Raw genomic sequence first — 25,098 nt, forward strand, 5'->3', positions numbered from 1 at the left:
ATGGTTTGAGCTTTTGGTCAATTGAGGAATGTTATGTCAGAGCAAAATATTGTTTGGGATCTTTCTCTCATTCAAAAATACAATTATTCAGGGCCTCGTTATACCTCGTATCCTACAGCCTTGGAATTCAACCAAGACTACGATGAGAATGCGTTTGTTCAAGCAACAAAACGTTATCCCGATCGACCTTTATCGCTCTATGTCCACATCCCTTTTTGCCATAAGCTTTGTTATTTCTGTGGCTGTAATAAATTAGTGACACGCCAAAAACATAAAGCTGATGAATACCTTAAAGTAATTGAAAAAGAAATTATCCAACGAGCCGCTTTATTAAAAAACCGCATTGTGACTCAAATGCATTGGGGCGGTGGTACTCCAACTTATCTCGATAAAGTCCAAGTTAGTCATTTAGTTGGTTTATTGAAAAAACACTTTAATTTTGCAGATGATGTGGAAATGTCGATTGAAATCGACCCGCGTGAAATTGAACTGGATATGATAGACCATCTGCGCCATGAAGGGTTTAACCGCTTAAGCATGGGCGTTCAGGATTTTAATAAAGAGGTTCAGGTGCTGGTTAACCGTGAACAGGATGAAGAATTTATTTTTTCCCTAATTAAACGGGCCAAAGAGACGGGGTTTTCCTCAACGAGTATTGATTTAATTTATGGTTTACCTAAGCAAACCCCTGAAAGCTTTGCGTTTACCCTAAAAAAAGTGGCTGAATTATCACCAGATCGCTTAAGTGTGTTCAATTATGCACACTTACCTAATTTATTTGCAGCGCAGCGTAAAATTAAAGATGAAGACTTACCGAGCGCAGAGCAAAAACTCGATATTTTGCAAGACACAATCGCGACCCTCACCAGAGATGGCTATCAATTTATTGGTATGGACCACTTTGCTCGCCCTGAAGATGAGCTTGCCGTGGCACAACGGGAAGGGGTTCTACACCGTAATTTCCAAGGATATACAACTCAAGGCGACTGTGATTTGCTGGGGCTAGGCGTTTCTGCAATCAGTATGTTAGGCGATAACTACGCGCAAAATCAGAAAGATTTGAAAACCTATTATGCGCAAGTTGAAGAGAAAGGCCAAGCGTTGTGGCGTGGCCTCGTTTTAACCGATGACGATTGCCTACGCCGTGATGTCATTAAAATTTTAATCTGTAACTTCCAATTGGATTTTGCCCAAATTGAAGCAATCTATCCAATTGATTTTAAATCCTATTTTAAAGAGGATTTAGAGTTATTGAAGCCAATGGCAGAAGATGGGTTGGTCGAAATGACAGACAAAGGTATTAAAGTTACGCCGCAAGGGCGTTTACTTATTCGGAATATTTGTATGTGTTTTGATGTTTATTTACGGGGGCAGATGAGGCAGCGGCAGTTTTCCCGTGTCATCTAAATACTCTTCATATTTCGCCCTGTCGCGTTGTTGGCTGCGTTCGCTAACCCTAGTCACATACTTTATGTATGCTCCTAGGGCTTAGCTTCTCTTGCCGCCTAGCGGCAGAACGAACTATTTTGAGTATTAAATATTCGTTATAGCGTTATTCCACATTCAGCATCTTCTGCGGGGGCTAGTATTTCGCTTTTTCGATTAGCTGATAAGCCGCACTGATGCGATCAGGGATGGGATACCATTTGTTGGACAAAATCACAACCGCAATTCGGTCTTCAGGAATAAATGCCGCATAGGTTGCAAAACCATTGGTTGAGCCGGTTTTGTTGTAGAAAGCTTGTGTTTCTGGCGGTAGTGCTGGTGTAATCGCTTCGACCTTTTGTGGCTGTAATGCCATTTCATCTCGGTTACCTTGCTGTAATTGAGAAATGGATACAGGCCATGAATAACTTTCCCACATCATATCTTGCACAAATGAATCGGTCATATAGAACCCAGCATGCGTGTTCTCTATGGCTTCCTGCCACGGTTTAGCGACTTTCTTTGTTTGCATATTAATATCTAAGAAGCGAATTAGATCTTTAGCGCTAGATTTCAAACCATAAGATTCAGCATCTAAAATTTGTGGTGTTACACGAACGGGTTGATTGTTCTTATTATAGCCTTGAGCATAATTTTTCTGTTGATTTTTAGGGACATGAATATAGGTATGTTTCAGCCCAAGCGCAGGCAGCATCAGTTTTTCCATCGCTTGTTCAAATGGCATTTTGAGTTGTTTAGCCGTAACGATGCCGAGTAATCCCACGCCAAGATTTGAGTAAGAGCGATATTGTCCAATAGCTTTTTCAGGTTGCCACTGCTGGTAATAACGGAATAATTCCGCTGAATTCGTAATGCTATCAGGCACAAATAACGATAAACCGGAAGTGTGAGTTGCCAAGTTCATTACTGTGATTTGGTCAAAAGCAGACCCTTTTAATTCAGGAAGATAGTGGCTTACCTTTTGCGAGAAATCGAGTTTTCCTTGGTTTTGTGCATAGGCTGCGTGTGGCTGTGAATGTTTTAGATAAAGAGCCAATCTCAAATAAAGTCTTATCACTGACAGGCACTAAGCTTTGCTTAGATTGCACACCATAATGATAAATATAGTGTTTTCCATCAACGGAAATGGCGACAGACATTCCAGGGATCTGTTTTTGTTCCATCAGAGGTTTAATAATGTCATCCACATCCTTTTGAGTGAATGCATTAGCGGATAGCGTGGTTAACGCCAAACTCAGAGCGACAAAAATTCGCCCCTGACGAAAAAGGGTTTTCATAGAGTTATTCCAATAAGTACAAGTTTAAGTTATTGCTAACAGGAACTGAAAGCGCTTCATTGTAAATATAAAGTGCTTTAATATAGGCTATTAGGCGGTTAAACCGCGATTTCAAAGTAGTATGCATGCTTTCAATCATTATTTAAAACGATATAAAATTCGATGAGGTAAAAGAAAATCTTATGGCAGAAAATTATCGTCATCGGCTTCCTCTCAATGCGCTTAGGGCTTTTGAAGCTTCAGCACGGCATTTAAGCTTTACGCGAGCAGGAATAGAATTGAATGTTACTCAGGCCGCTGTCAGCCAACAAGTTAGGCTGTTAGAGGAGCAATTGGGACTAGAACTATTTATTCGTTTACCTCGAGGGCTTGCATTAACTGAAGAAGGTTTTGCATTATTGCCTGTTTTGAGCCGCTCTTTTGACCAAATTGAGTCACTATTGTTGCAGTTTGAAGATGGTCATTATCGAGAAACCTTAAGTATTTCAGTTGTTGGCACATTTGCTGTGGGCTGGTTATTGCCAAGACTAACGCAATTTTCAGAACTATACCCTTATATTGATTTACGTATTATGACTCATAATAATGTGGTGAATTTAGCCGCTGAAGGCGTTGATTTTGCAATTCGCTTTGGTGAAGGGCTATGGCCCCTGGTAGAAAATATCCCCTTATTTTCAACGGCGCATACGGTGCTTTGTTCAGAGAAAGTCGCGAGCTTACTTAATCACCCATTAGATTTAAAATCTCACCAGTTAATGCGTTCATATCGTAAAGATGAATGGGAAAAATGGTTTTTAGCTGCGGAGATTGAACCTTGGCGTGTCAAAGGCCCAGTATTTGATTCATCACGTTTAATGGTTGAGGCTGCGTTATTAACTGACAGCGTGGCATTGGTGCCAAGTTGCATGTTTAGCCATGAATTAAGTGCAGGGGAGTTAGTTCAACCTTTTGATGTATCTGTAACACTGGGTGGATATTGGTTAAGCCGTTTAAAGTCGAGAGTCATGACACCTGCGATGGCGATATTTCGCAATTGGTTGGTGGAGGAGTCTAAAAAAGAATAATAAGTCGGTGCTATACTATAAATAGAAATAGCACCGATGTTTAATCTATTGGCATATTATAATGCTCATATTCAGAGGTTAGAATACCAAAGCTTCAGCAGAGAAATAATTCTTTTTATTAATAGGGAGTTCTGTACTATTAATATTCGTAATGGTTTCAGTAAAGAAATAGATTGGCGAAACATTAAATATTTGTGCCAATTGGTAAATGGTATCGACATGAATATTAACTTCACCATTTTCATAGCGTGATTGGTGCTGTTGGCTAATACCTAACAACATGCTTAACTCTTTACCACTCATTCCGTGACTTTCTCTTAATGATCTTATTTTTAAACCGACGGATTTAGATATTTTTCGTTTCATGATTCTCTCTCTAATTTATTTTGAATATTTCAATGTGAATATAATTAAATATTTTTAATGTAATTTTTCTAGTGTTGATATTACTAATTAATTTATTCATTAAATGTCATGAGACTGAAAGAATTTTTTAATATCAATCTCAAAATACGTTGCATATTGGAACAATCTATCTAAAGTAATTCTATTCACGCCTCTTTCATATCGTGACTGCTGTTGTGGGCTGATGCCAATAACCTCGGATAATTCATTAACTGAAAGTCCATTCGTTTTCCGATAAAAAAGTATTTTTTTGCCAATTAGGTAAGATACTGAATAAGGCATGTATACTCCTATAGTTATCTTTTTATTTCTAAATAAACACTATGAAAGATTACTTCTCTATCTTAACCATTTTAATAAAATAGTAAATTTGCTATTTATCAATTGTTCGATGATATTTTTCGATGTTAGCAATAAAAATCAAATTATAAATAAATTAATATCTTTTTATGATGAATGTTGAATGCTATTTATTCATATCTTATGTTAACCGACGCTGTTGAGTTTGCAGTTCCTGCAGTTATATTATTAGCAGTCTTAATATATCTAGCTTTCCAATTAAAAATATAATCGCCACCTGCAACATTGTTTTGCAAAGTGAACTTTGAGTTGAGCTTTATCGGGTTACTGTTTCTATCCAATAATTGGATAGCGACTCCGGTCGCTTGCCCTTGCCCAGACAACTTAATCTTCCCTGTATTGGTATCAACATACCCAGCACTACTTGTGACTGTCACTTTTAGATTGGTGCCCGCAGCGCAGCTTAATGTAATGGGTATATTGACACTATTACTGGTAGAGCCCACAGATTTAAATTGAGTGTCATACCAAGTTCCTAAGTTAACATTGTAACTATTTGCTTTTGTTGAGCACTTTAATACATTAATTTTGATAGCACCTGCTGGAATATTCAACGATGTTAAATTCCACGTACTGTTATGTGGTGCGGGGTTACGTTGTGTTAGTCTTCCCACATGCCCTGCCTTTAAATTTCCACCTTGTGTGACTTGCCCAGTTTTTTTAATGGTGATGGTCCAATATGGATTAGGAATTCCCCAAGCGGCAGGGTTGGCACCTGTTGGTGGCCCATAACGTGTATTTAAGAAACCAATTTCGGTTGCTTTTACTTGGATGCTAATACCCGGTATATTACTGGTTGCAATTTTATTACCGTTTGGTACCCAACCATTCACATAGTCAGCATGTAAATAGGCATCACCACACCGGCCATTACTCATTGGGCCTGAATATGTATTGATATGTGAGCTCTTAAAATTGACTTGAATAGTGGCTAAATCACGAGCCCCTGTATCATCATATTGCAGTGAATAGGTTCTTGCCGGTACATTCACCACAACATTCCGTAAATTAGGATTTTGAATACAGGCTGCTTGTGTATATGCAGAATAAGCAAAAGCCGAGCCTATTATTACAAGTAAAGTTTTCTTTTTAGTCATAAAATATCCTTAATATTTACTTTTTTTATTTAAATATTTTTCTTCTATATGCTCAATCTCATTTATCTCCTTAGAATTGAAAACAAAGAAAGCTATAATATCAATTTCAAATATCTTAGAGTAATGATAAAGCCTATCAATATTAATTCGATTAATACCACGCTCATAGCGTGACTGTTGTTGCTCACTCACTCCCACAATATTAGATAAACTTTCTAATGTCATTCCTTTCATTTTTCGGTAATAGGTGATTTTATTGCCAATTATTTTTGAGATAGGATAGTAATTAGGCATACCGCTTTCCCCTTTCCCCTATTAAAACTGATATAATCAAAACAAACTTACTTACTGATATGTAAATGTAAATTCTAAATGGCTTTTAAATGAACCTGCAACCATACCACTTCCATAACCCGAGACTCGTGCTGATAGTGGTATTTCAACATTTCGCGTTTGTGTATTCACATTCGCGGTAATGGTATCGCCATTTTTTATTGTTGTTTTATTGGCGGTATTGGCTAAATTTAATGCCACATTTTTCGCCGTACCATTATTAATAAAATGTTCAGTTACTGTTGAGTCTGGTGTGCCGGATATTTTCATTACAGCTTTGGTGGTGCCGACAGGGCAATTTTTTAGCTTCACGGAAAAATCAACCCACGGAGACTTTTGCGTATCTTTGATATTCCAAATATTAATTTTTTTCAAATCGATTAAATAGTTATTTTTTTCAACCTCACAAGGCGCTGCGATAACGACGCCATGTACTTTAATATTTGCTGTTAGCCCAAATGCAGTTAAAGAACAGCTCATTAGTGATAGTAATAGGATAAAATGTCTCATATTATTCTCTCTTTTATAAATAGGTAATGGTTGCCGTAATATTGGCGGAAATAGTTCCCGGAGTGGCATTACCTAATGAGCTAAAGGCACGTGTGCGTAATGGAATATTAATATTCGCTTGCCCATTTGTCGGAACTTGTAATACTTTTTGGTTACCTAAAGCGGTTGTTCCATTACCATTTTGTAGTTGAACAGCTAGGTTTTTAGCCGTACCTTGGTTTTTGTATAAGCTGGCTGCATCCGCAGTATCCGCGGTTCCTGTAAATGTCAGTTTTACTTGGTTAATAAAAGATGAACAATTATTTAGGCTGATATTAAATGTGTTCCAGTTAGAACCTGAACTTGCATTACGAAATACATCAGCAGAAATATTTTTCAGGTCAATATCAATGTTATTCCCACCGGTAATATTGCAAGTTGCGGCTTTAATATTTCCGGTAAAATTCAATGTCACTGTGCTAGCAGCAAATGAATTTCCACTGAATATTAAGCTACTAAGTAAAAGTAAATTTTTAGATATTTTTTTCATTTTTTATTCCTACTCATAGCGAATATTTACAGTCGCAGAGGCGTTTGCTGTACCTGGCGTGATACTCGCGGCCGTTTTGATATAGCGAGCCTTCCAATTGAACATATAGTCACCAGCAGGCACATTATTTTGCAGGCTATTCATAGTGTTCAATTTGATCGGGTTATTATTTTTATCCAGCAATTGTATTGCGACACCAGTGGCACTACCAGGTCCCGTTAGAGCTAATTTTCCTGTAGCCGTATCTTCATATTTAGAGCTTGTTACCGTCGCTTTAATATTGGTGCCCGCCATGCAGTTTAATGTAATGGGAATATTGATATTTGTACTGGTACTGCCAACAGCGGGAAATTGGGTATCATACCAATCACCTAAGTTAATGGTAGGAACTGAATTTTTTAGTGAGCAACTGAGTACATTTATTCGATAGTTAGTGGAAAAAGAGACAGTTGAAATAATAAAATCAGTACCTGTTTTTCTATTTTGTTGATAAAATCTAGCGAGTTGCCGTGTTGAAATAATCCCACCAGAAGTAACATGACCTGTTTTTTCTATACGAATATCCCATGTCGGATTCGTAAATGTCCATGTAGTTGCCGTATATGGACCATTTACAGGAAAGAAAGTATCTGGCCCAAAGCTATTAATTCTCGCTTTGATACCAATACCATTAATTCCACTTACGGCCATACCATTACTGACTGGTGCTAGATAAATACCAACTTGATTTCCGCCACAATCTTGACCAACACCATTAGTCGGGTTATAAGTCCCCGTATAAATCGGTAAAGATATAGATTTTAATTGATAAGACCTAGTGTCATCATATTGTATGTTGATTGTTTCATTAGGTATTGTTTTTTGTATGTTTCTCCATGTGGGATTTTGAACACAAGCTGCATTAGCATATCCTGAGTATAAATATATAAAACTCACAGTTAATATTGATTTATAAATAAGATTATTCATAACTGGCCTCCTTATTATCGGCAAACAGCAGTTGTTTTATATAACCCCATATAATTCGATATGCCTGCTAAGTTATAATTTACTTGGCACTGTTGTTTATCGTTATATTGAATAATAAAACTGCCATTTTCAGCTAAACCAGATAAATAAATTTCACCATCATTACCAACCATGTTATTTAACTGTGGATTATCTTTAAATATCGCTTGGGCACCAAAAGGTACAGGTTTGCCATCAGCAAAAGTTAATATCATAATGGCTCGATATCCGACATTTGCGGCAAAGCTGGCTTTCACCAGTGCACCACGGCTTGGTGCAACACTTTGGCTAGTTAACTCCATTTCCGTATTTTCAGGTAGTTCAGAAGTATCGATATCAATCACATTTTTACGGTAGGCAGTAACATAAGGCACGAGTGCATAACCTTGGTTATTAGTGACAACCCCTGCTTGGTTTAAGACGGGTACATCACCTGCATCTGGGATTTCAACAATAGCCGCGGTTTCGCCTAATTGTTGACCGAGTACAAGGCCGCCAGAGTGAGCCACTAAACTGCCATTAACCCCGTAATAAAGGTTATAGTTGTCTTTGCTATAGCCAGTTCCGCCTGAAACTTCACCATATTGGCCTTTATAAGAGGCGTTCATATTGCCGCTCGTACCTTGTTCTTGAGTGGTGAAACCCTGCTGCATGCTCCAATTCAAGCGATTATTGAGTTGTGAAGCAGAAAGCCCAATACTGCCTGTGCTTGGGCCGTTACTGCTGCTGTTACTGTTAAAGTTGTAATAGAAGGTGTTATCAAACACAGTAAACGGCACACTGACCGAGAACGCTAATTGATGGTCATCTTCACTTTTCGTGCGACTGCCGGAGCTATAGGAGTAGCTATTGGTATTTTTGTTATAGGTATAATTCAAGCTATAACTAATGCCTTGCCAACTGTTGTTGTAACCCACGGTGGCAGATTGTGTTTTACGGTCACTATTCCAGTAGTCTTCATTGATATAGCCCACGGAAATTGAACCAAAGTTATCCCCTAAGTTTTGGCTGAGCGTAATTTCACCACGATTACGGCGGCGTTCAATTTCTGGAGCATAGTTTGTATTTCTATAACCATCAAAGACTTCTGCTAAACTGTAAAAGCCTTTAGTAGAGTAACGGTAACCAGCTAATGCGATATTAGTACCAATATCGTTGATATTTTTGTTATAGCGGAAACGATATGACTGGCCTTTTTCCTTAACGTCATTACTCAGCGTTGAATTTGCATGAGTAACGTCAATGGATAATGCACCAAACCGTCCAAGGTTTTGGCCTGTACCGATGGAGTAAGATTGGTAATGCTCACTCACTTGGCTACCACCATAAGCGGTAATACCATACGGTAAACCATAGATTAAGGTGAACTGACCAAATTTTGTTTTATCAATGCTACTGTCATAAGCGCGGTATTCACCGCCCGTTACGCTATAAGAAAAATATCCTTCACGCTGCAATACGGGTAATGAGGCAAAAGGAACGATCTGATATTGCTCGCTACCATTGGATTCTTTTATTGTGACATGTAAATCACCACTTCCCCCTGTTGGGTATAAGTCATTGATTTCGAAAGGGCCTGCAGCAACCTCGGTTTGGTATATAATGTAACCATTTTGGCGGATCGTCACCTGTGCGTTACTGCGGGCAATCCCACGAACGACGGGGGCGTAGCCGCGTAAACTCTCAGGGGACATATCATCATCTGTCGCAAGCTGGGCACCACGGAATGGCACGCTGTCAAAAACCATCGAAGGTGAAACACTATCCCCCAAGGTTAACTGACTTTTGATGCTATTAATGCCACGTGATGCGTAGGTATAGATAGTATCCCATTTACCGGATTGGTCAGTGCTACTTGACCATGTTGTGTAATTGCGTAACCGCCACGCTCCAATATTTAAGCCGGGTCTTAAATTTACATAATGAGATGTATTATCCGAACCACTACTTTTGCGATCGTAATTTTTAGAGCCGTTATAGCTGTAATTTAATAGCAGTGCGTTGATCCCATTATCGATATTGGCTAAGTCAACGTAACCCCTTGGGTTTCTATCCAATGCGATTTGGGGGATGCTTAAATATAAACGTTGAGAATCGAATTCAAAATTACTTGTGGCATCAGGAATAGCTGCAAGGTTTACACAGTGACTGCCTGCGGTTTGCAATTCAGGGTATTCCGCTGTTTTGATACCAAATTCTTTAATATCAGCCAGTGATAAACACGGAACTAATTGGTTATGGTTATTTTTTTCAAATTTAAGATTTTTAGCACCAATTAAGTTAGTGTTGACATAAATATCAACATAGTAGGCACCAGCTAGTTGTTCATTATTCTCAAACTGCGACAAATCAACCGAATCTTTATTTGGTAACTCTAAAAAGTCAGGGTCAAAGTAGACATTATTTTCTGTTTTTTCTTCAGCATATAGCGATGCGGTATAGCCTAAATATAATAGTAGGCCTAGAGATATTTTATTTATTTTCATGATAAAGCCCAACTTATTTTATAATTTTATATTTTCTTTTCGAGTGCTTCTGGTGCTGCACCATAATCATTAATAACTTCCCATTTAATTGTTCCATTAGTAGTTGAGTTATTAACGTCAAAAGTTGCACTTGAGAAAGGTGCCGCATAAGAAACATCATTAGCTTTTGTTCCGTTAAAGCTGATGCTCTGGAAATTCATAAAATACGGCGTTGGGTTTTTAACCGTAATTTTATTTCCAGATTTAGACCACACTAATTTTTTTTGCTCTTCAATAAAATTAATCTCTTTTAATGCTTTAGGGCGATAAATTAATTTCATTTGCGTTTTAAAGGCAATTTGTAGTGAGTTTTCTGTTCTTTCTGTTGCTGGGATCGTTTTTATATTTAACCAGAACAATGATTCTCTATCATTAGGTAATTTATTTTCTGTTAAAAATATTCTAAGTGCATTAGTTCTATCTGCATTTAGTCTAAATAATGGTGGTGTAATAGAGAAATCAGACTGCTTTTTTTCATCTATATTATCTATCCAAGATTGAATCAAATAAGGGATTTTATCTGGATTTTCTACACTGATGCTGACATCTTTGTTTCCCTCGTTATAAATAACACGGGTTCCACCAATAATAACACCAGCATTCGCAGTGTTTATTAGTGCTAATAAGGAAATGAAAATATAGATAATAGATTTCATAATACCACCATTGATTATTATTAGATAAGGCTTAAGTCCTTTTAAACCTTATTTATTACTTAGTTATAATTGATTGTGAAAGTTGCTGTCGCATTTGCAGGACCAGGAGTCACTGTGTCAGACTTAGCAATATAACGCGCTCTGAAATCTAAATTATTTTCCACATTTTGTTGTAATGGATATGCTTTAGAGGCAGTAAATAATGGAACAATTTTATTCGTATCATCAGTAATTTGAATACCAACGCCAGTTGCAACACCCGTTTCTTCTTTTAATTTAATAACTTCATCATCACCAATATAAGAATCAGCATCAAATTTCACTGAAGCTGTTGTTACTGTAGCAGGGCAATTAATTAATTTAATTGTAAATTTAGTTGCTGCCGCTGTACTTCCTGCGTTTGGCAATGCTTTTTTAGATACTTGTCCTAAGTTTACTTTTAGTGCATCAGAGCCAGCTGCTAATTCGCATGCTTGGTCAATGATTTCACCTGTAAAGTCGATAGTACCATCTGCTGCTAATGCATTATTAACAGCAACGATTGAGGTTGCAGCAATTAATGATGCAAGTAAGTTCTTTTTCATTTGTTTTTCTCCAAAAGATAATTATTTATTTTTCATTGAGTATATAAAAGCAATAGTTACTCAATTGAAGAGTATTTTGGGACTATTTTTTAAAATAAACAAGTTTTGTTAAAATTGGAAATATATAATCAAATATTAATGAGTTTAAGTTTTTTAATTGAGTTAACACGCTATAAGAGAGGGATTGATATACTATATTGAACTAAGTCAAATATAATTTTCAATGGTTTTTTGACTAAAGTTAAATAACGATATAAAACCAAGAATAATTATAAGGAGGGATATAAGTTTAATTTATCTCTCATATGGTGATTATTTGGGGTTATACGGTTTTGACATATTAGACCACATACAGTGGATGTTGTATTTTTACTATCGAAAAATGAAATAATAGTATAGTTATCGGATTTGGTAGGTCTAAATGTGCTATATTTTGTTTTTATTGGTTAGATAAGACTAGATGTGTAGTCTTAATTTGATATGATTGAATTAAGACTACATGAGCGAAGATTATTTTTAATTGGTAAAAAAGAGCAATAGCCTAACGATATGCTATATTATTTTATTGTTAACACTATTTGTATAAATTGAAATTATGTTCTGGCGATAATAGGCTTTCAGCTTGCAATATTTTTCTTCTATTCTGTTTACTATCCATTTTGCTAACTGGTATTGGGATGGCAAAATCAATAATTAATTCCTGAATATCAAGTTCTAATATTTGAGAAATAGAATAAAGAGTATCAACATGAATTCGTATTTCTCCAAGTTCATGGCGGGATTGATGCTGTTGGCTGATCCCGAGCAATGTACTGAGTTGCTGAATACTCATGTTTTGATCTTTTCTGAGTGAGCGGATCCGTGCTCCGACAATTTTAGATGTGTTTTTTTTCATACTAATAACCAATAATGATTAAGTAAAAATACTATAAGGGGAATGATTTTTTAATTTCATTACCATTTTTAATTTTTATTTTTTCATCTTCATTAAATGAAAAAAAATAACTAATATTGACATCAAAATAATTGGAATACTGCTTTAGTCTGTCTATTGATATTCGGTTATTTCCCCGTTCATAGCGTAATTGCTGTTGTTCACTAATGCCAATGTTTTTAGCAAGGGCTATAAGAGATAGCCCTTTATCTTTACGCAATGATTTTATTTTATGGCCAATAACCGCAGAGACAGGGTAATAATTGCTCATTATTCAACCTCATTGATTTTTTATTCTTAATAAGTAAAAGAATGCCTTGTACCTTCAAGATATATCTATCAGGTATTATGGTTTCTATCTTGATTTAAATCACACGCATTCGAACTATACAGTTTTTATTTGGATATTAGTCAAGATAATAGCCAGACTTTGTTAATGATAAACAAATGTAAAATCAAGATGGCTATTAAATGAACCACTTGTCATGCCTGAGCCATAGCCTGCCATTCTCGCTGATAGCGGAATATCAACTTTGCGGGTTTGTTCATTAACGGGCACCATAATTTTTTCACCGTTTTTTATCGTGGCTTTATTTGCATGGTGGGCTAAGTTTAATGCGACGTTTTTAGCACTACCGGTATTAACAAAATAATCCGTTGTGGTTGAATCTGGTGTGCCTTTAATCTCCATAATGGCTTCCTTGGTACCCATAGGGCAATTTTTCAATTTAATTGAGAAATCAACCCACGGTGAAGTTTGTGTATCCCGAATATTCCAAGCATTGACTTTTTTCAGGTCAATGACATGATTGATGGTTTCTAATTCGCAGGGCATAACTGCGACATAACCATGTACATTGATATTAATTTGTTGGTCTGCTGCCAATGCGGGGCTGGAAGCAAGACAGAATAAAAGCACCATTTTTTTCATATTATAAGCTCCAGTTTATAAATAGGTGATGGTAGCGGTGACATTGGCTGAAATAGATCCAGCCACGACATTACCTGCCATGCTAAAAGCCCGCGCACGCAGTGGAATAGCGATATCAGATTGCCCATTTAAGGGCACTTGTAATATTTTTTGATTGCCTAACGGTGTGGCACCATCACCACTTTGTAATTGCACAGCTATATTTTGAGCAGTACCTAGGTTTTTATATAAGCTAGTCGTATCAGCCGTGTCCGCAGTACCTGCAAATGTCAGTTTGATTTGGTTGATAAATGACGAACAGTTATTTAAATGAATATCAAAATTTCTCCAGTCGGATCCTGTCTGCGCGCCATTAAATATATCAATCGGTAAACGTTTTAAGTCAATATCAATATTGTTGCCGCCAGAGATATTACAGGTAGCGGCTTTGATATTGCCTGTGAAATTTAGTGTTACAGTATCAGCTGCATTAACCAATAAGGGTTGATAAAAAATATTTATAGTTAATAGTGTGAATATTATTTTTTTCATGAAAGCCTCTATTCGTAGCGAATATTAACGGTGGCTGTTGCATTCGCACTTCCGGGAGTAATTTTGTCTGCTGTTTTAATATAGCGAGCTTTCCAGCCAAAAATATAGTCGCTTTCAGGCACATTATTTTGTTGTGTCCACTGAGTATTTAGAGGGATGGGGTTACTTGCGTTATCTAATAATTGTACTGCAACGCCTGTAGCTTTATTCGAACCACGTAAACTTAATTTACCTGTTGGTGCATTATCTATCGCGTCAGATGTGACATTGACTTTAATATTAGTGCCTGCAGCACAAGATAATTTAATTGGAATATCTATATTGCTGCTGGTATCACCGACTTTTTTAAACTGGGTATCATACCAATCACCTAGATTAATATTGTAGGTACCCTGTTTTAAAGAACAGTTAAGCACATTGATATAGATAGAGTTTGGTCTAATTGCCAAGGTTGCCGTTTTATAAAAAGTAGATCCCGCGGCTTCATTGCGATTGGATTTTGTCGCTATTATTCCACTATCTATATATCCAGATTTAGTTACCGGCCCTGTTTTGACTAGTGTGAGGGTAAAGTGACCAGCTAATCCAGCGTTAAACGCACCAAATTTAGCATTTTTGCTAATATAGTTATAGGCTGTCCGTGGAAACTGTATACTGGCAGGACATGAAGGGCAACTATCAGCCACAAATCTTACATATTGAGATATTCCATGCACATTTGTAACGAGAGGGGTTTGAGATGTTTGCCTATTAGCATAAGCATATTGGTAGTAGACCGGACCAATATTTGAGTTGTAAGAATCTAAACCGTTACACTGAGGATTGAAGTCTTTGCCTATATTATTAACATACATATCTAATGGAGCACTAGAATTTGCAATAATTGTTTTTAAGTCCCCTGTAAATGTATTGTCAAATGGAATGTTAATAATATGCTTGCCATCTATAAACGCTTCTCTAACAGGTTGACCGATAAAACAGTTGTAAGCTGCATTAGCTTTACCTGCTATTAAAATAATAGTTGTGGTGAATAACACTATAAATTTCATTACGTATTTCCCTCTTATCGGCATACCGCAGTAGTTTTATATAACCCCATATAATCCGAAACACCGGCTAAGTTATAATTAACCTGACACTGTTGTTTCTCGTTATATTGAATAATAAAGTTCCCACTCTCAGTTAAACCGGATAAATAAACTTCGCCATTATTACCCACTAGATTATTTAATTGTGGGTTATCTTTAAATATGGCTTGTGCGCCGAATGGTACGGGCTTCCCATCTGCAAAATTCAATACCATAATGGCGCGATAACCGACATTGGCAGTGAAACTGGATTTCACTAGCGCTCCACGGCTTGGGGAGACAGACTGGCTAGTGAGTTCCATTTCTGTGTTGTCAGGTAACGCCGAGGTATCAATATCGATGGTATTTTTGCGGTAAGCGGTGACGTACGGCACTAACGCATAACCTTGGTTATTGGTTACTACACCCGCTTGGTTTAATATGGGAACATTCCCTGCATCAGGCACTTCTACCAGCGCAGCAGTCTCACCCAGTTGTTGCCCTAACACTAACCCGCCCGGGTGAGCGACAAGGCTGCCGTTAGTTCCGTAGTACAGGTTATAGTTATCTTTGCTATAGCTAGCACCACCAGAAATTTCACCATACCTGCCTTTATAGGTGGAGTTCGCATTACCAGAACTGCCTTGCCCCTGATCGGCTAAACTTTGTTGCATGCTCCAATTTAAACGGTTGTTCAGGTGAGATGCTGATACACCGATGCTACTCGAACTGGAGTCTCGGCTACTGTGGTTACTGGCAAAGTTAATGTAGGCGGTATCTTCAAACAAACTGAACGGAATATTGACCGAAAAAGTAAATAAATGGTCTTCATCACTGTATTTTTTTGCCCCAGCACTCTGCGAATAGCTGCTGGTATTCTTGTTATAGGTGTAATTCAGCCCGTAACTGATCCCTTGCCAGCTATTGTTATAGCCAAGGGTTGCTGACTGTGTTTTGCGGTCACTATTCCAATAATCCTCATTAACATAACCCATTGAAATAGAACCGTAAGCATCTCCTAGGTTTTGGCTGAGGGTGATTTCACCGCGATTACGGCGGCGTTCGATTTCAGGGGTGTAAGTGGTATCACGGAAGGTATCAAACACCTCGGATAAACTGTAATACCCTTGGGTCGAATAGCGGTAGCCTGCCAAAGCAATATTGGTGCCGATATCATTGAGGTTTTTGTTATATCTAAAGCGGTAAGACTGCCCACGTTCTTTGCTGTCATCACGCATTTTGGCGTGAGATTGGGTAATATCAATAGACAGTGCCCCGAAACGCCCCAAGTTTTGCCCAGCACCTATCGAATAAGATTGGTATTTTTCACTAAACTGACTCCCTCCGAACATAGTGATGCCATAGGGTAAACCGTAAACCAAAGTGAACTGACCAAATTTGGTTTTATCTACATGGCTATCATATGAACGGTATTCACCTGCGGTGGTGCTATAAGATAAATAACCCTCACGCTGTAGTACAGGGAGTGAGGCAAAAGGCACAATTTGCACTTGTTCGCTGCCGTTTGATTCTTTTATCGTCACATGTAAGTCACCGCTGCTGCCCGTTGGGTAGAGATCATTGATTTCAAAGGGGCCTGCTGCCACATCGGTTTGGTAGATGGTGTAACCGTTTTGGCGAATGGTGACCTGTGCGTTGCTGCGGGCTATCCCACGTACAACTGGCGCATAGCCGCGCAAACTTTCAGGGTACATATCGTCATCGGTAGCGAGCTGCGCCCCACGAAATGGCACACTGTCAAACACCTCTGACGGAGAAACGCTATCCCCCAAGGTTAGCTGGCTTTTTATGCGGTTGATCCCACGGGAGGCGTAAGTATAAATAGTATCCCACTTATTGGACTGCCCTGTGCTGTTGGACCACGTGGTATAGTTGCGCAGACGCCATGCCCCAATATTTAAGCCGGGGCGTAAATTGACGTAGTTTGAGGTGGTGTCTTCTCCACCTTTACGATCGGTATTTTTAGAACCGCTATAGCTGTAATTCAGTAATAGAGCGGTAATACCGTTATCGATATCTGCAAGGTCAACATAACCCCTCGGGTTTTTCGCCAGCGCGATTTGCGGAATACTGAGGTATAACCGCTGTGAATCAAATTCAAATTGGCTTGTTGCGTCAGGAATGATTGCTAAATTGACGCAGCCTGTTTGGCTATTTTGTAGCTCAGGATAATCTGCAATTTTAATGTCGAAGCTTTTTAAATCATCCAGTGTTAAACAGGGAACAAGTTTATTCTCGGTATTTTTATCAAACTTTAAACTTTTTGCTCCGATTAAGTTGGTATTGACATAAATATCAACGTAATAATTACCAGCCAATTGTTGGTTATTTTCAAATTGGCTTAAATCGACCGCATCTTTATTGGGTAACTCTAAGAAATCAGGATCAAAATAGATATTTCCCTCTGTTGTATTATTGCCGATGGCATTTTCAGCGTATAAAGGTACCGTATAGCCTAAATAAATAAGTAGGCTAAAGCATATTTTATTTATTCTCATTTTAACAACCTAAATCAATTTTGGGCTATATTTTCGCTTCAGCCAGTTCAGATGCAGAGCCGTAGTCATTAATGACTTCCCATTTCACCGTGCCATGAGTGGCAGCATCGTTAATCTCAAAAGAAGTGCTAGAAAACGGTGCAGCATAAGAGACGTCATTCGCCTTTTTACCGTTAAAGGTTATGCTTTGGAAATTCATAAAATACGGCGTCGGGTTTTTTACCGTAATCATATTGCCTGTTTTTGACCAAGTTAATTTTTTTTGTTCTTCAACAAAATCAACGTTTTTAATTGCAGAAGGACGATAAATTAATTTCATTTGTGTTTTAAAGGCAATTTGTAATGAATTTTCCGTGCGCTCTGTTGCTGGGATCGTTTTTATATTTAACCAAAATAATGATTCTTTATCTGTCGGTAAGGTATTCTCGGTTAAAAATATTCTTAACGCATTGGTTTTATCTGCATTTAATCTAAATAATGGTGGTGTAATGGTAAATGCGGATTGCTTATTTTCATCAATACCATCAATCCATGATTGAATTAAATAAGGAATTTTATCAGGGTTTTCGACACTAATACTGACATCTTTATTTCCCTCATTATAAATAACACGGGTGCCGCCAATAATAACGCCTGCATGGGCTAAATTAATCAATAAAAATGAAGAAATAAAAAAATAAACTAAGCGTTTCATATTAGTACCATTGAATAGAGGAATAAGGTTTAAATCCCTTTAAACCCTAAAAGCCAATTAGTTATAATTGATAGTGAAGGTTGCGGTTGAGTTTGCTTGACCAACGCCAACGCTATCAGACATTGCAATATAACGAGCAGTAAAATCTAAATTATTTACTGTCTTTTCTTTTAATGCATACGCACTAGATTCAGTAAATAACGGAACGGTTGTTCCGGTGACGTCCTGAATTTGAATACCAACGTTTTGTGCTGTTGTCGCAGCAGTAGGGTCGGTTAACTGGAGTACACTATTATCACCTGCGTAACTGGTGGCATCAAATTTAACCGTTGCGCTAGTCACGGTTTGCGGGCAGTTTTCTAATTTGATAGTAAATTTAGTTGCTGCTGCCGTGCTACCTGTACTCGGTAATGCCGTTTTAGCGATTTTTCCTAAGTTCACGGTAAATGCATCAGAACCAGTTGCAAACTGACAAGCCTGGTCGGTAATTTCACCCGTAAAATCGATAGTTCCATCAGCCGCTAATACATTATTAATGGCAAAAACAGACGATGCCGCAATTAAATAGGCAAAGACATTTTTTTTCATTTATTACTCTCCAAGAGGATATTTATATGATGAGATTGAGTCAGTGAATATATTCAATTACTCAACTGGTGAGTATTTTGGCTTTTATTTTAAAAATAAACAATATGAGAGTAATTTAGGTTTAATGCCCTTTTGAGGTGTCATTTTTATATCTTGTATTTGATATTCACATTATAGGTTGTGGGTTTTTTGTGGATATTTTAATAAATGTTGGTTTTTCAATATTGGGATTTTTTCTGAAGATAAAAATAAAAATTAAATAATTAAATTAGTTTTAAGTTGGTGTTTTTTTGTTATTACTTAACGCATGATGTGTTTTTGTGGTGTTTAATATCATTACATTATTTTAATTTTTTTATTTTAAAGTAAAAATAGTCTAAAATGTACTGTAATAAAAGTATAATCTTAAAACTATCATCATTAATAGTAATTTATTTAACGTTTAAATATCTTTTTCTGATGCGAGTTAGTTTGGAATTATTGAATATTAAGATAAGCATGAAATAATAAATTAAGTCACGCTTATCTTAATAGGATAGTCAATTGGGGGGTTATTCAATTCCTAGCTCTTTTAATTTACGAGTTAGTGTATTTCTTCCCCAGCCTAATAAACGGGCGGCTTCTTGTTTATGGCCATTGGTGTATTTTAACGCGCAATTTAGCATTGTACGCTCAAGTAAGGGGATGGTTTGTGCAAAGAGATCTTCTTTACCCTCCATTAATGCGTTATCAGTCCACTCTTCAAGTAGTTCAAACCACTGAGCAGCAGAACTAGGATTGTGTGATGATAACGATTGTGTTGGTATGGCGTCGGTTTGCGATGATTTTACCACTGTATTTTGTTGTGGATGCTCTTCAAGCAAATCATCGGGCAAATCTTGCGGTAAGATTTCTTGGCTTGCTGCCATCACGGTTAACCAACGGCAGACATTCTCCAATTGGCGAACGTTACCCGACCAGTAATAGCGTTGAAGAATTTTTTCGCTGTCAGGGTGGAGAACTTTAGCCTCGACACCGAGTTCTTTCGCCGTATTTTGTAGAAAATAATTGGCGAGACGTGGGATATCTTCAGTGCGTTCACGTAATGGCGGTAATTGCACTCGAATGACATTTAACCGGTGAAATAAGTCTTCACGAAATAAGCCTTCTTTAACACGTTTTTCAAGGTCTTGGTGGGTGGCGGCAATAATCCGCACATCCACATTAACTGGGGTATAACCGCCAATACGATAGAATTGGCCTTCCGCCAGAACGCGTAATAAGCGAGTTTGTACATCAAGTGGCATATCACCGATTTCATCTAGAAACAGAGATCCATGGTTAGCTTGCTCAAATCGCCCTTGACGTACTTGATTCGCACCCGTAAATGCGCCTTTTTCGTGGCCGAATAGCTCAGATTCAATTAAATCTTTGGGAATGGCGGCCATATTTAATGCAATAAAAGGGGCATCAGCACGGGGGCTGTGCTGATGTAGTGCGTGGGCAACTAACTCTTTCCCTGTTCCTGATTCACCATTAATAAGCACACTAATTGATGAGCGCGATAAACGACCAATAATGCGATAAACCTCTTGCATAGCCGGTGCTTCTCCGATCATGGTCGAAGAGACAACAGGAGCGGGCTGTTTAGCTTCACGGCCAGTATGGTTTTGTTCACGGCTATGATTCAGAGCGCGTTCGACTAATGCGACGGTTTCATCAATATCGAAAGGTTTTGGTAAGTAATCAAAGGCACCTGACTGGTAGGCATTTACGGCAGCATCAAGGTCAGAGTGTGCTGTCATGATAATAATCGGCAGGAGGGGATATGATTGTTTGATGGTATTCAGCAGTTCAATACCATTTGTGCCTGGCATACGGATATCAGATAACAACACATCAGGGAGTGAATTTTCTAATGCGGCGAGTACAGCGTCCGCACTGTCAAAGCAGGTGCAAGCGAACTTTGCATTATCTAATGCACGCTCAAGTACCCAACGGATGGAGCTATCGTCATCAACCACCCAAATTTTTCCCTGCGTCATGGTTATCTCCTATTTCTTAATTGGTAGATAAATGGAAAACTCAGTGTGACCTGGCCAACTGGTGAACTCGATTTTTCCTGCGTGTTGGTCGACTAAACTGCGGGCAATTGATAGGCCAAGTCCGGTCCCATCAGGCCGTCCACTCACCATGGGATAAAACAACGTATCCTGAATTGCCAATGGAATACCGGGACCGTTATCTTCAATATCAATACGTGCAGCTAATCGATAACGCTCGCCTTGCAGTGTGACTTGAAAAGCAGTTCGTGTACGCAAGGTGATATAACCCCCCGTTTCAGCGAGAGCTTGTAATGCGTTTCGGGTGATATTTAGAAGCACTTGCTCGATTTGGTCTGGGTAATACTCTAATTCGGGCAGGCTTGGGTCATAGTCACGAATTAATGTCACGTTATCGGGTTTTTCTAATGACACCAACCGCGTTACATTTTCCATAATATGATGGATACTTTGCTGTGTTTTTGGTCCTGGATATTGTGGGCCAAGCAGCCGATCAACCAGTGCTCGCAGGCGGTCAGCCTGTTCGATAATCACTTGAGTATATTCATTTAATTGTGGGTCAGGCAGCGCTTTAGATAGCAATTGCGCAGCGCCTCGCAAACCTCCGAGAGGGTTTTTGATTTCGTGAGCAAGCCCACGGATCAGTTCGCGGGCGGCCAATTGCTGGGCATTCTGTGCGAGTTCTTGGCTCAAGCGCCGTTGGCTATCTAATTGCGAAAGCTCAACTAAAATAAATTGCTCTGAAAAAGGCTGTGCGCTGAATGACATCACATGGGAATGGTTGTTAAACACTAAGGTGACTTCATTTTCGGTAAAACTATGGCCTTCTTTTAAGCTATTGAGCATGAGTTCATCATTGAGTGAACAATAACTGAATAACAGTGGTAGAGGCGTACCGTATAGCTTGCGCTGGCTTTGGGTTAAGATCTGGAGTGCAGCATGGTTGGCGTAATGGATAACCAAATCGTAATCCAAAATTAGCACGCTATTAATGAGGGAGTCGAGAATGTGTTCCGGTGCTGGCAAATGTTCGGTTTTCATGTAATGTTGCTCCTGCACTATTTTGGTGCATTATACCTGATAGACCAAACAACCGATATTTGATTTTTGTTGCGTAAATACGTTAGAGATAAAAGGCCCCATCAAAAGATGGGGCAAGTGCTTCACGGCAACAAAGACTAACAGTGGAACGGCGTGTTACACACTGTAGTACATTTCAAATTCGAGAGGGTGTGGTGCCATACGAACACGCTGGATGTCGGCACGGGTTAATTCAATATACGCATCGATAGCGTCATTAGTGAATACACCACCACGGGTTAAGAATTCACGGTCTTTATCTAATTCCGCTAACGCTTCGTCTAAAGAGCCTGAAACAGTTGGAATTTCTTTGGCTTCTTCTGGTGGTAAGTCATATAAATTTTTGTCCATCGCATCACCAGGGTGGATCTTGTTAATGATGCCATCAAGGCCTGCCATTAACTGAGCAGCAAACGCTAAATATGGGTTAGCAGCTGGGTCTGGGAAGCGAACTTCAATACGACGTGCTTTCGTGCTCGCAACGACTGGAATACGAATCGAAGCAGAGCGGTTACGTGCAGAATATGCCAACATTACAGGTGCTTCAAAGCCCGGAACTAAGCGTTTGTATGAGTTAGTTGTTGGGTTTGTAAATGCGTTCAGCGCACGTGCATGCTTAATAATACCGCCAATGTAATACAGCGCCATTTCGGATAAACCACCGTATTTGTCACCTGCGAACAGGTTAACACCGCCTTTAGATAAAGACATATGGCAGTGCATACCAGAGCCGTTATCACCCACTAAAGGTTTTGGCATAAAGGTCGCTGTTTTGCCGTAGGCATGGGCAACATTGTGAACAACATATTTATAAATCTGGGTTTCATCCGCTTTTTTAGTCATGGTATTAAAGCGGGTTGCGACTTCGTTTTGCCCAGCGGTTGCCACTTCATGGTGGTGAGCTTCAACAACCAAGCCCATCTCTTCCATAGTGGTACACATAGCTGAACGCAAGTCTTGTGATGAATCAACTGGTGGAACTGGGAAATAACCGCCTTTTACTGCAGGGCGATGGCCTTTATTACCACCTTCGTATTTGGTTCCCGTATTCCATGCCGCTTCGATATCATCGATATGGTAGTAACTACCGTGCATGTTGTTGCCAAAACGAATGTCATCAAAAACGAAAAATTCAGGTTCTGGCCCAAAGAGAACGATATCGGCGATCCCACTTGAGCGCAGGAAATCTTCTGCACGTTTTGAAATTGAACGTGGGTCTCTGTCATAACCTTGCATAGTGCCCGGTTCTAAAATATCACAGCGTATAATTAACGTAATATCTGCAAAGAACGGGTCTAACATTGCAGTTGATGGGTCTGGCATTAATACCATGTCTGACTCATTGATGCCTTTCCAGCCACCAATAGATGAACCATCAAACATCTGGCCTTCTTCAAAGAAGTCTTCGTCAACTTGATGAGCAGGGATAGTGATGTGTTGCTCTTTACCTTTAGTGTCGGTAAAACGCAGATCAATAAATCTAACATTGTGCTCTTTAATTAACGATAAAACATGTTCAGCGGACATCTCGGCTCTCCTGGTCGGGTCTAATCAACAAATCACAAGCTATCATTTGACAGTATGTCTGTTGTTTGTCTGGCGTGTTAGTTATATAAAATGAGTTATATAAAAATAGTTAGCACGCGCTCTATAAATAGATAAGCGAAAAGCGTGCCAACTTTTTAATTATAGTAAATACTGATTGTTACGTGTGGACGAAGGGAGCCATCTAGCTTTCTTTATATGTAATGCACTAGTTTGGTGCTAATGGTTCTGTTTTTGCACCAAATTGGTGCGAATGGCGTTTATAGATGAGAATTCAAATAAAAAATTAGCATTGTGCTCTGCTAGAGCACAATGCTGACGAGATAAAAAAGAAATAAGGTTGCTCAAGGTGAAACAGCAACATTAATCTTCATCGCTATTTGTTAATAACGTATTCACTTCTTCAATTTGTTTTACTGCATCATTGATAATTGAGGCAATTTGGCGAGTTTGTTCTTCATTTAGCTGTTTTAAAACCATTTTGTGACGTAATAATGCTTTAAAGCGACTAACAGCCATTTCAATGTCTTCCGCCAAATTACTGCCTTGTTGCATATCACGCGCTTTTGCTAGTTTGCGAGCAATAACAGCTTCAATTTCTTTATTTTGAGCTAGATGGGCTGCTCCCTCAGGAGTAATGGTAAAACTTTTGCGATTACGCTCAACAATCTGAGACTCTAGGAAGCCTTGTTCTTCTAACAGTGTTAGAGTTGGATAAATAACACCGGGACTAGGCACATATAAGCCATTTGAGGCTTCTTGAATATCTTTGATAATTTCGTAGCCATAGCTTGGTTTTTTAGCGACTAACGAAAGTACCATAATATGAAGATCACCATGGTCGAATAAACGACGCAGCCCTTTGCCTCTTCCACGGCCTCTTTGGCGGTCATCGCCGTGGCAGCGCTCACCGTGCCCGTGGCCATGACGGCCTTCACCGTGGCAGCGCTCACCGTGCCCGTGGCCATGACGGCCTTCGCCGTGGCAGCGTTCACCATGTCCGTGGCCATGACGGCCTTCACCGTGGCAGCGCTCACCGTGCCCGTGGCCATGACGGCCTTCACCGTGGCAGCGCTCACTGTGTCCATGACCATGACGGTCATCATTGTGGCAACATCCACCGTGGTGGCCACGTTGATTTTCATCGTGGTGTGCATAATATACATGACGACAAGATTTAATTAGCATATAGTTACTCCTTAGCTTGTAACTTTAGATATATCGAATTTATTTTATGGGTTTACTATATTTAGATATATCTAATTAGTCAATTTAGATATATCTAAATAACACAAAAAGATATTTAAACTGGCAGTTAAGAAAGAAAGTCTATTTTTTGTTCTTTTTTTGGGCTGCTAATATTAAGTTTTTAG

The 25,098-nt window shown here is 38.7% G+C and carries 24 protein-coding genes and 1 pseudogene; 2 read left to right on the forward strand and 23 right to left on the reverse strand.

Features of this window, described 5'->3' with window-relative positions:
• Positions 1-33: 33 nt before the first annotated feature.
• Positions 34-1,407, forward strand: a complete 1,374-nt coding sequence (gene hemN / locus PR809_RS07110; protein WP_166266009.1) for an oxygen-independent coproporphyrinogen III oxidase — start codon at positions 34-36, stop codon at positions 1,405-1,407.
• Positions 1,408-1,582: 175 nt separating this feature from the next.
• Here the strand turns inward: hemN and ampC are convergent.
• A pseudogene (gene ampC, locus PR809_RS07115) lies at positions 1,583-2,723 on the reverse strand (class C beta-lactamase).
• 182 nt (positions 2,724-2,905) lie between these two features.
• Here ampC and PR809_RS07120 point away from each other — a divergent pair.
• Positions 2,906-3,787, forward strand: a complete 882-nt coding sequence (locus PR809_RS07120; RefSeq protein ID WP_166266006.1) for a LysR family transcriptional regulator — start codon at positions 2,906-2,908, stop codon at positions 3,785-3,787.
• 78 nt (positions 3,788-3,865) lie between these two features.
• Here the strand turns inward: PR809_RS07120 and PR809_RS07125 are convergent, their stop codons facing one another.
• From PR809_RS07125 to PR809_RS07230, 22 genes are all read right to left on the reverse strand, one after another.
• A complete protein-coding gene (locus PR809_RS07125; RefSeq protein WP_102138826.1) occupies positions 3,866-4,153 on the reverse strand; it encodes a helix-turn-helix domain-containing protein in 288 nt (95 codons plus the stop codon).
• Positions 4,154-4,252: 99 nt separating this feature from the next.
• The gene (locus PR809_RS07130) at positions 4,253-4,474 is read right to left on the reverse strand and encodes a helix-turn-helix domain-containing protein (protein WP_102138827.1); all 222 of its coding nucleotides are present in this window, start codon (positions 4,472-4,474) and stop codon (positions 4,253-4,255) included.
• A 188-nt stretch (positions 4,475-4,662) separates the two neighbouring features.
• A complete protein-coding gene (locus tag PR809_RS07135) occupies positions 4,663-5,649 on the reverse strand; it encodes a fimbrial protein (RefSeq protein ID WP_102138828.1) in 987 nt (328 codons plus the stop codon).
• A 9-nt stretch (positions 5,650-5,658) separates the two neighbouring features.
• A complete protein-coding gene (locus PR809_RS07140) occupies positions 5,659-5,943 on the reverse strand; it encodes a helix-turn-helix domain-containing protein (protein WP_206276010.1) in 285 nt (94 codons plus the stop codon).
• A gap of 51 nt (positions 5,944-5,994) precedes the next feature.
• A complete protein-coding gene (locus PR809_RS07145; protein ID WP_166265995.1) occupies positions 5,995-6,492 on the reverse strand; it encodes a fimbrial protein in 498 nt (165 codons plus the stop codon).
• Between the two features lie 13 nt (positions 6,493-6,505).
• Positions 6,506-7,021, reverse strand: a complete 516-nt coding sequence (locus PR809_RS07150) for a fimbrial protein (protein ID WP_206276009.1) — start codon at positions 7,019-7,021, stop codon at positions 6,506-6,508.
• A 9-nt stretch (positions 7,022-7,030) separates the two neighbouring features.
• Positions 7,031-7,990 (reverse strand): fimbrial protein, encoded by a 960-nt coding sequence (locus PR809_RS07155; RefSeq protein WP_102138831.1) that lies wholly within the window; start codon positions 7,988-7,990, stop codon positions 7,031-7,033.
• Positions 7,991-8,004: 14 nt separating this feature from the next.
• On the reverse strand, positions 8,005-10,515 hold the full coding sequence (locus PR809_RS07160) for a fimbria/pilus outer membrane usher protein (RefSeq protein ID WP_206276008.1): 2,511 nt from the start codon (positions 10,513-10,515) through the stop codon (positions 8,005-8,007).
• Positions 10,516-10,541: 26 nt separating this feature from the next.
• Positions 10,542-11,210, reverse strand: coding sequence for a fimbrial biogenesis chaperone (locus PR809_RS07165; RefSeq protein ID WP_206276007.1), 669 nt, complete (start codon positions 11,208-11,210; stop codon positions 10,542-10,544).
• A gap of 59 nt (positions 11,211-11,269) precedes the next feature.
• On the reverse strand, positions 11,270-11,794 hold the full coding sequence (locus PR809_RS07170) for a fimbrial protein (RefSeq protein ID WP_102138834.1): 525 nt from the start codon (positions 11,792-11,794) through the stop codon (positions 11,270-11,272).
• Positions 11,795-12,368: 574 nt separating this feature from the next.
• Entirely contained in the window at positions 12,369-12,689 is a 321-nt protein-coding gene (locus PR809_RS07175) for a helix-turn-helix domain-containing protein (protein WP_195698052.1), read from the reverse strand.
• 31 nt (positions 12,690-12,720) lie between these two features.
• Positions 12,721-12,999, reverse strand: a complete 279-nt coding sequence (locus PR809_RS07180; RefSeq protein ID WP_195698053.1) for a helix-turn-helix domain-containing protein — start codon at positions 12,997-12,999, stop codon at positions 12,721-12,723.
• 162 nt (positions 13,000-13,161) lie between these two features.
• Positions 13,162-13,659 (reverse strand): fimbrial protein, encoded by a 498-nt coding sequence (locus PR809_RS07185; RefSeq protein ID WP_102138837.1) that lies wholly within the window; start codon positions 13,657-13,659, stop codon positions 13,162-13,164.
• A 15-nt stretch (positions 13,660-13,674) separates the two neighbouring features.
• A complete protein-coding gene (locus PR809_RS07190) occupies positions 13,675-14,190 on the reverse strand; it encodes a fimbrial protein (protein ID WP_166265975.1) in 516 nt (171 codons plus the stop codon).
• An 8-nt stretch (positions 14,191-14,198) separates the two neighbouring features.
• The gene (locus PR809_RS07195) at positions 14,199-15,239 is read right to left on the reverse strand and encodes a fimbrial protein (RefSeq protein ID WP_229597507.1); all 1,041 of its coding nucleotides are present in this window, start codon (positions 15,237-15,239) and stop codon (positions 14,199-14,201) included.
• A 14-nt stretch (positions 15,240-15,253) separates the two neighbouring features.
• A complete protein-coding gene (locus tag PR809_RS07200; RefSeq protein ID WP_166265972.1) occupies positions 15,254-17,776 on the reverse strand; it encodes a fimbria/pilus outer membrane usher protein in 2,523 nt (840 codons plus the stop codon).
• 25 nt (positions 17,777-17,801) lie between these two features.
• The gene (locus PR809_RS07205; protein ID WP_102138840.1) at positions 17,802-18,470 is read right to left on the reverse strand and encodes a fimbrial biogenesis chaperone; all 669 of its coding nucleotides are present in this window, start codon (positions 18,468-18,470) and stop codon (positions 17,802-17,804) included.
• 57 nt (positions 18,471-18,527) lie between these two features.
• Positions 18,528-19,058 (reverse strand): fimbrial protein, encoded by a 531-nt coding sequence (locus PR809_RS07210; protein WP_102138841.1) that lies wholly within the window; start codon positions 19,056-19,058, stop codon positions 18,528-18,530.
• Positions 19,059-19,609: 551 nt separating this feature from the next.
• Complete coding sequence (gene glnG, locus PR809_RS07215; protein WP_102138842.1) at positions 19,610-21,082, reverse strand: nitrogen regulation protein NR(I); 1,473 nt, start codon at positions 21,080-21,082, stop codon at positions 19,610-19,612.
• A 9-nt stretch (positions 21,083-21,091) separates the two neighbouring features.
• The gene (gene glnL, locus PR809_RS07220; RefSeq protein WP_102138843.1) at positions 21,092-22,141 is read right to left on the reverse strand and encodes a nitrogen regulation protein NR(II); all 1,050 of its coding nucleotides are present in this window, start codon (positions 22,139-22,141) and stop codon (positions 21,092-21,094) included.
• Positions 22,142-22,297: 156 nt separating this feature from the next.
• Positions 22,298-23,707 carry a glutamate--ammonia ligase gene (gene glnA, locus PR809_RS07225; protein ID WP_004262716.1) on the reverse strand — a complete coding sequence of 470 codons (1,410 nt, stop codon included), beginning with the start codon at positions 23,705-23,707 and terminating at the stop codon, positions 22,298-22,300.
• A gap of 381 nt (positions 23,708-24,088) precedes the next feature.
• On the reverse strand, positions 24,089-24,913 hold the full coding sequence (locus tag PR809_RS07230; protein WP_231068102.1) for a PadR family transcriptional regulator: 825 nt from the start codon (positions 24,911-24,913) through the stop codon (positions 24,089-24,091).
• Positions 24,914-25,098: the final 185 nt, after the last annotated feature.

This window comes from Providencia sp. PROV201 (assembly GCF_028479545.1).
GTDB classification, from domain to species: domain Bacteria; phylum Pseudomonadota; class Gammaproteobacteria; order Enterobacterales; family Enterobacteriaceae; genus Providencia; species Providencia huaxiensis.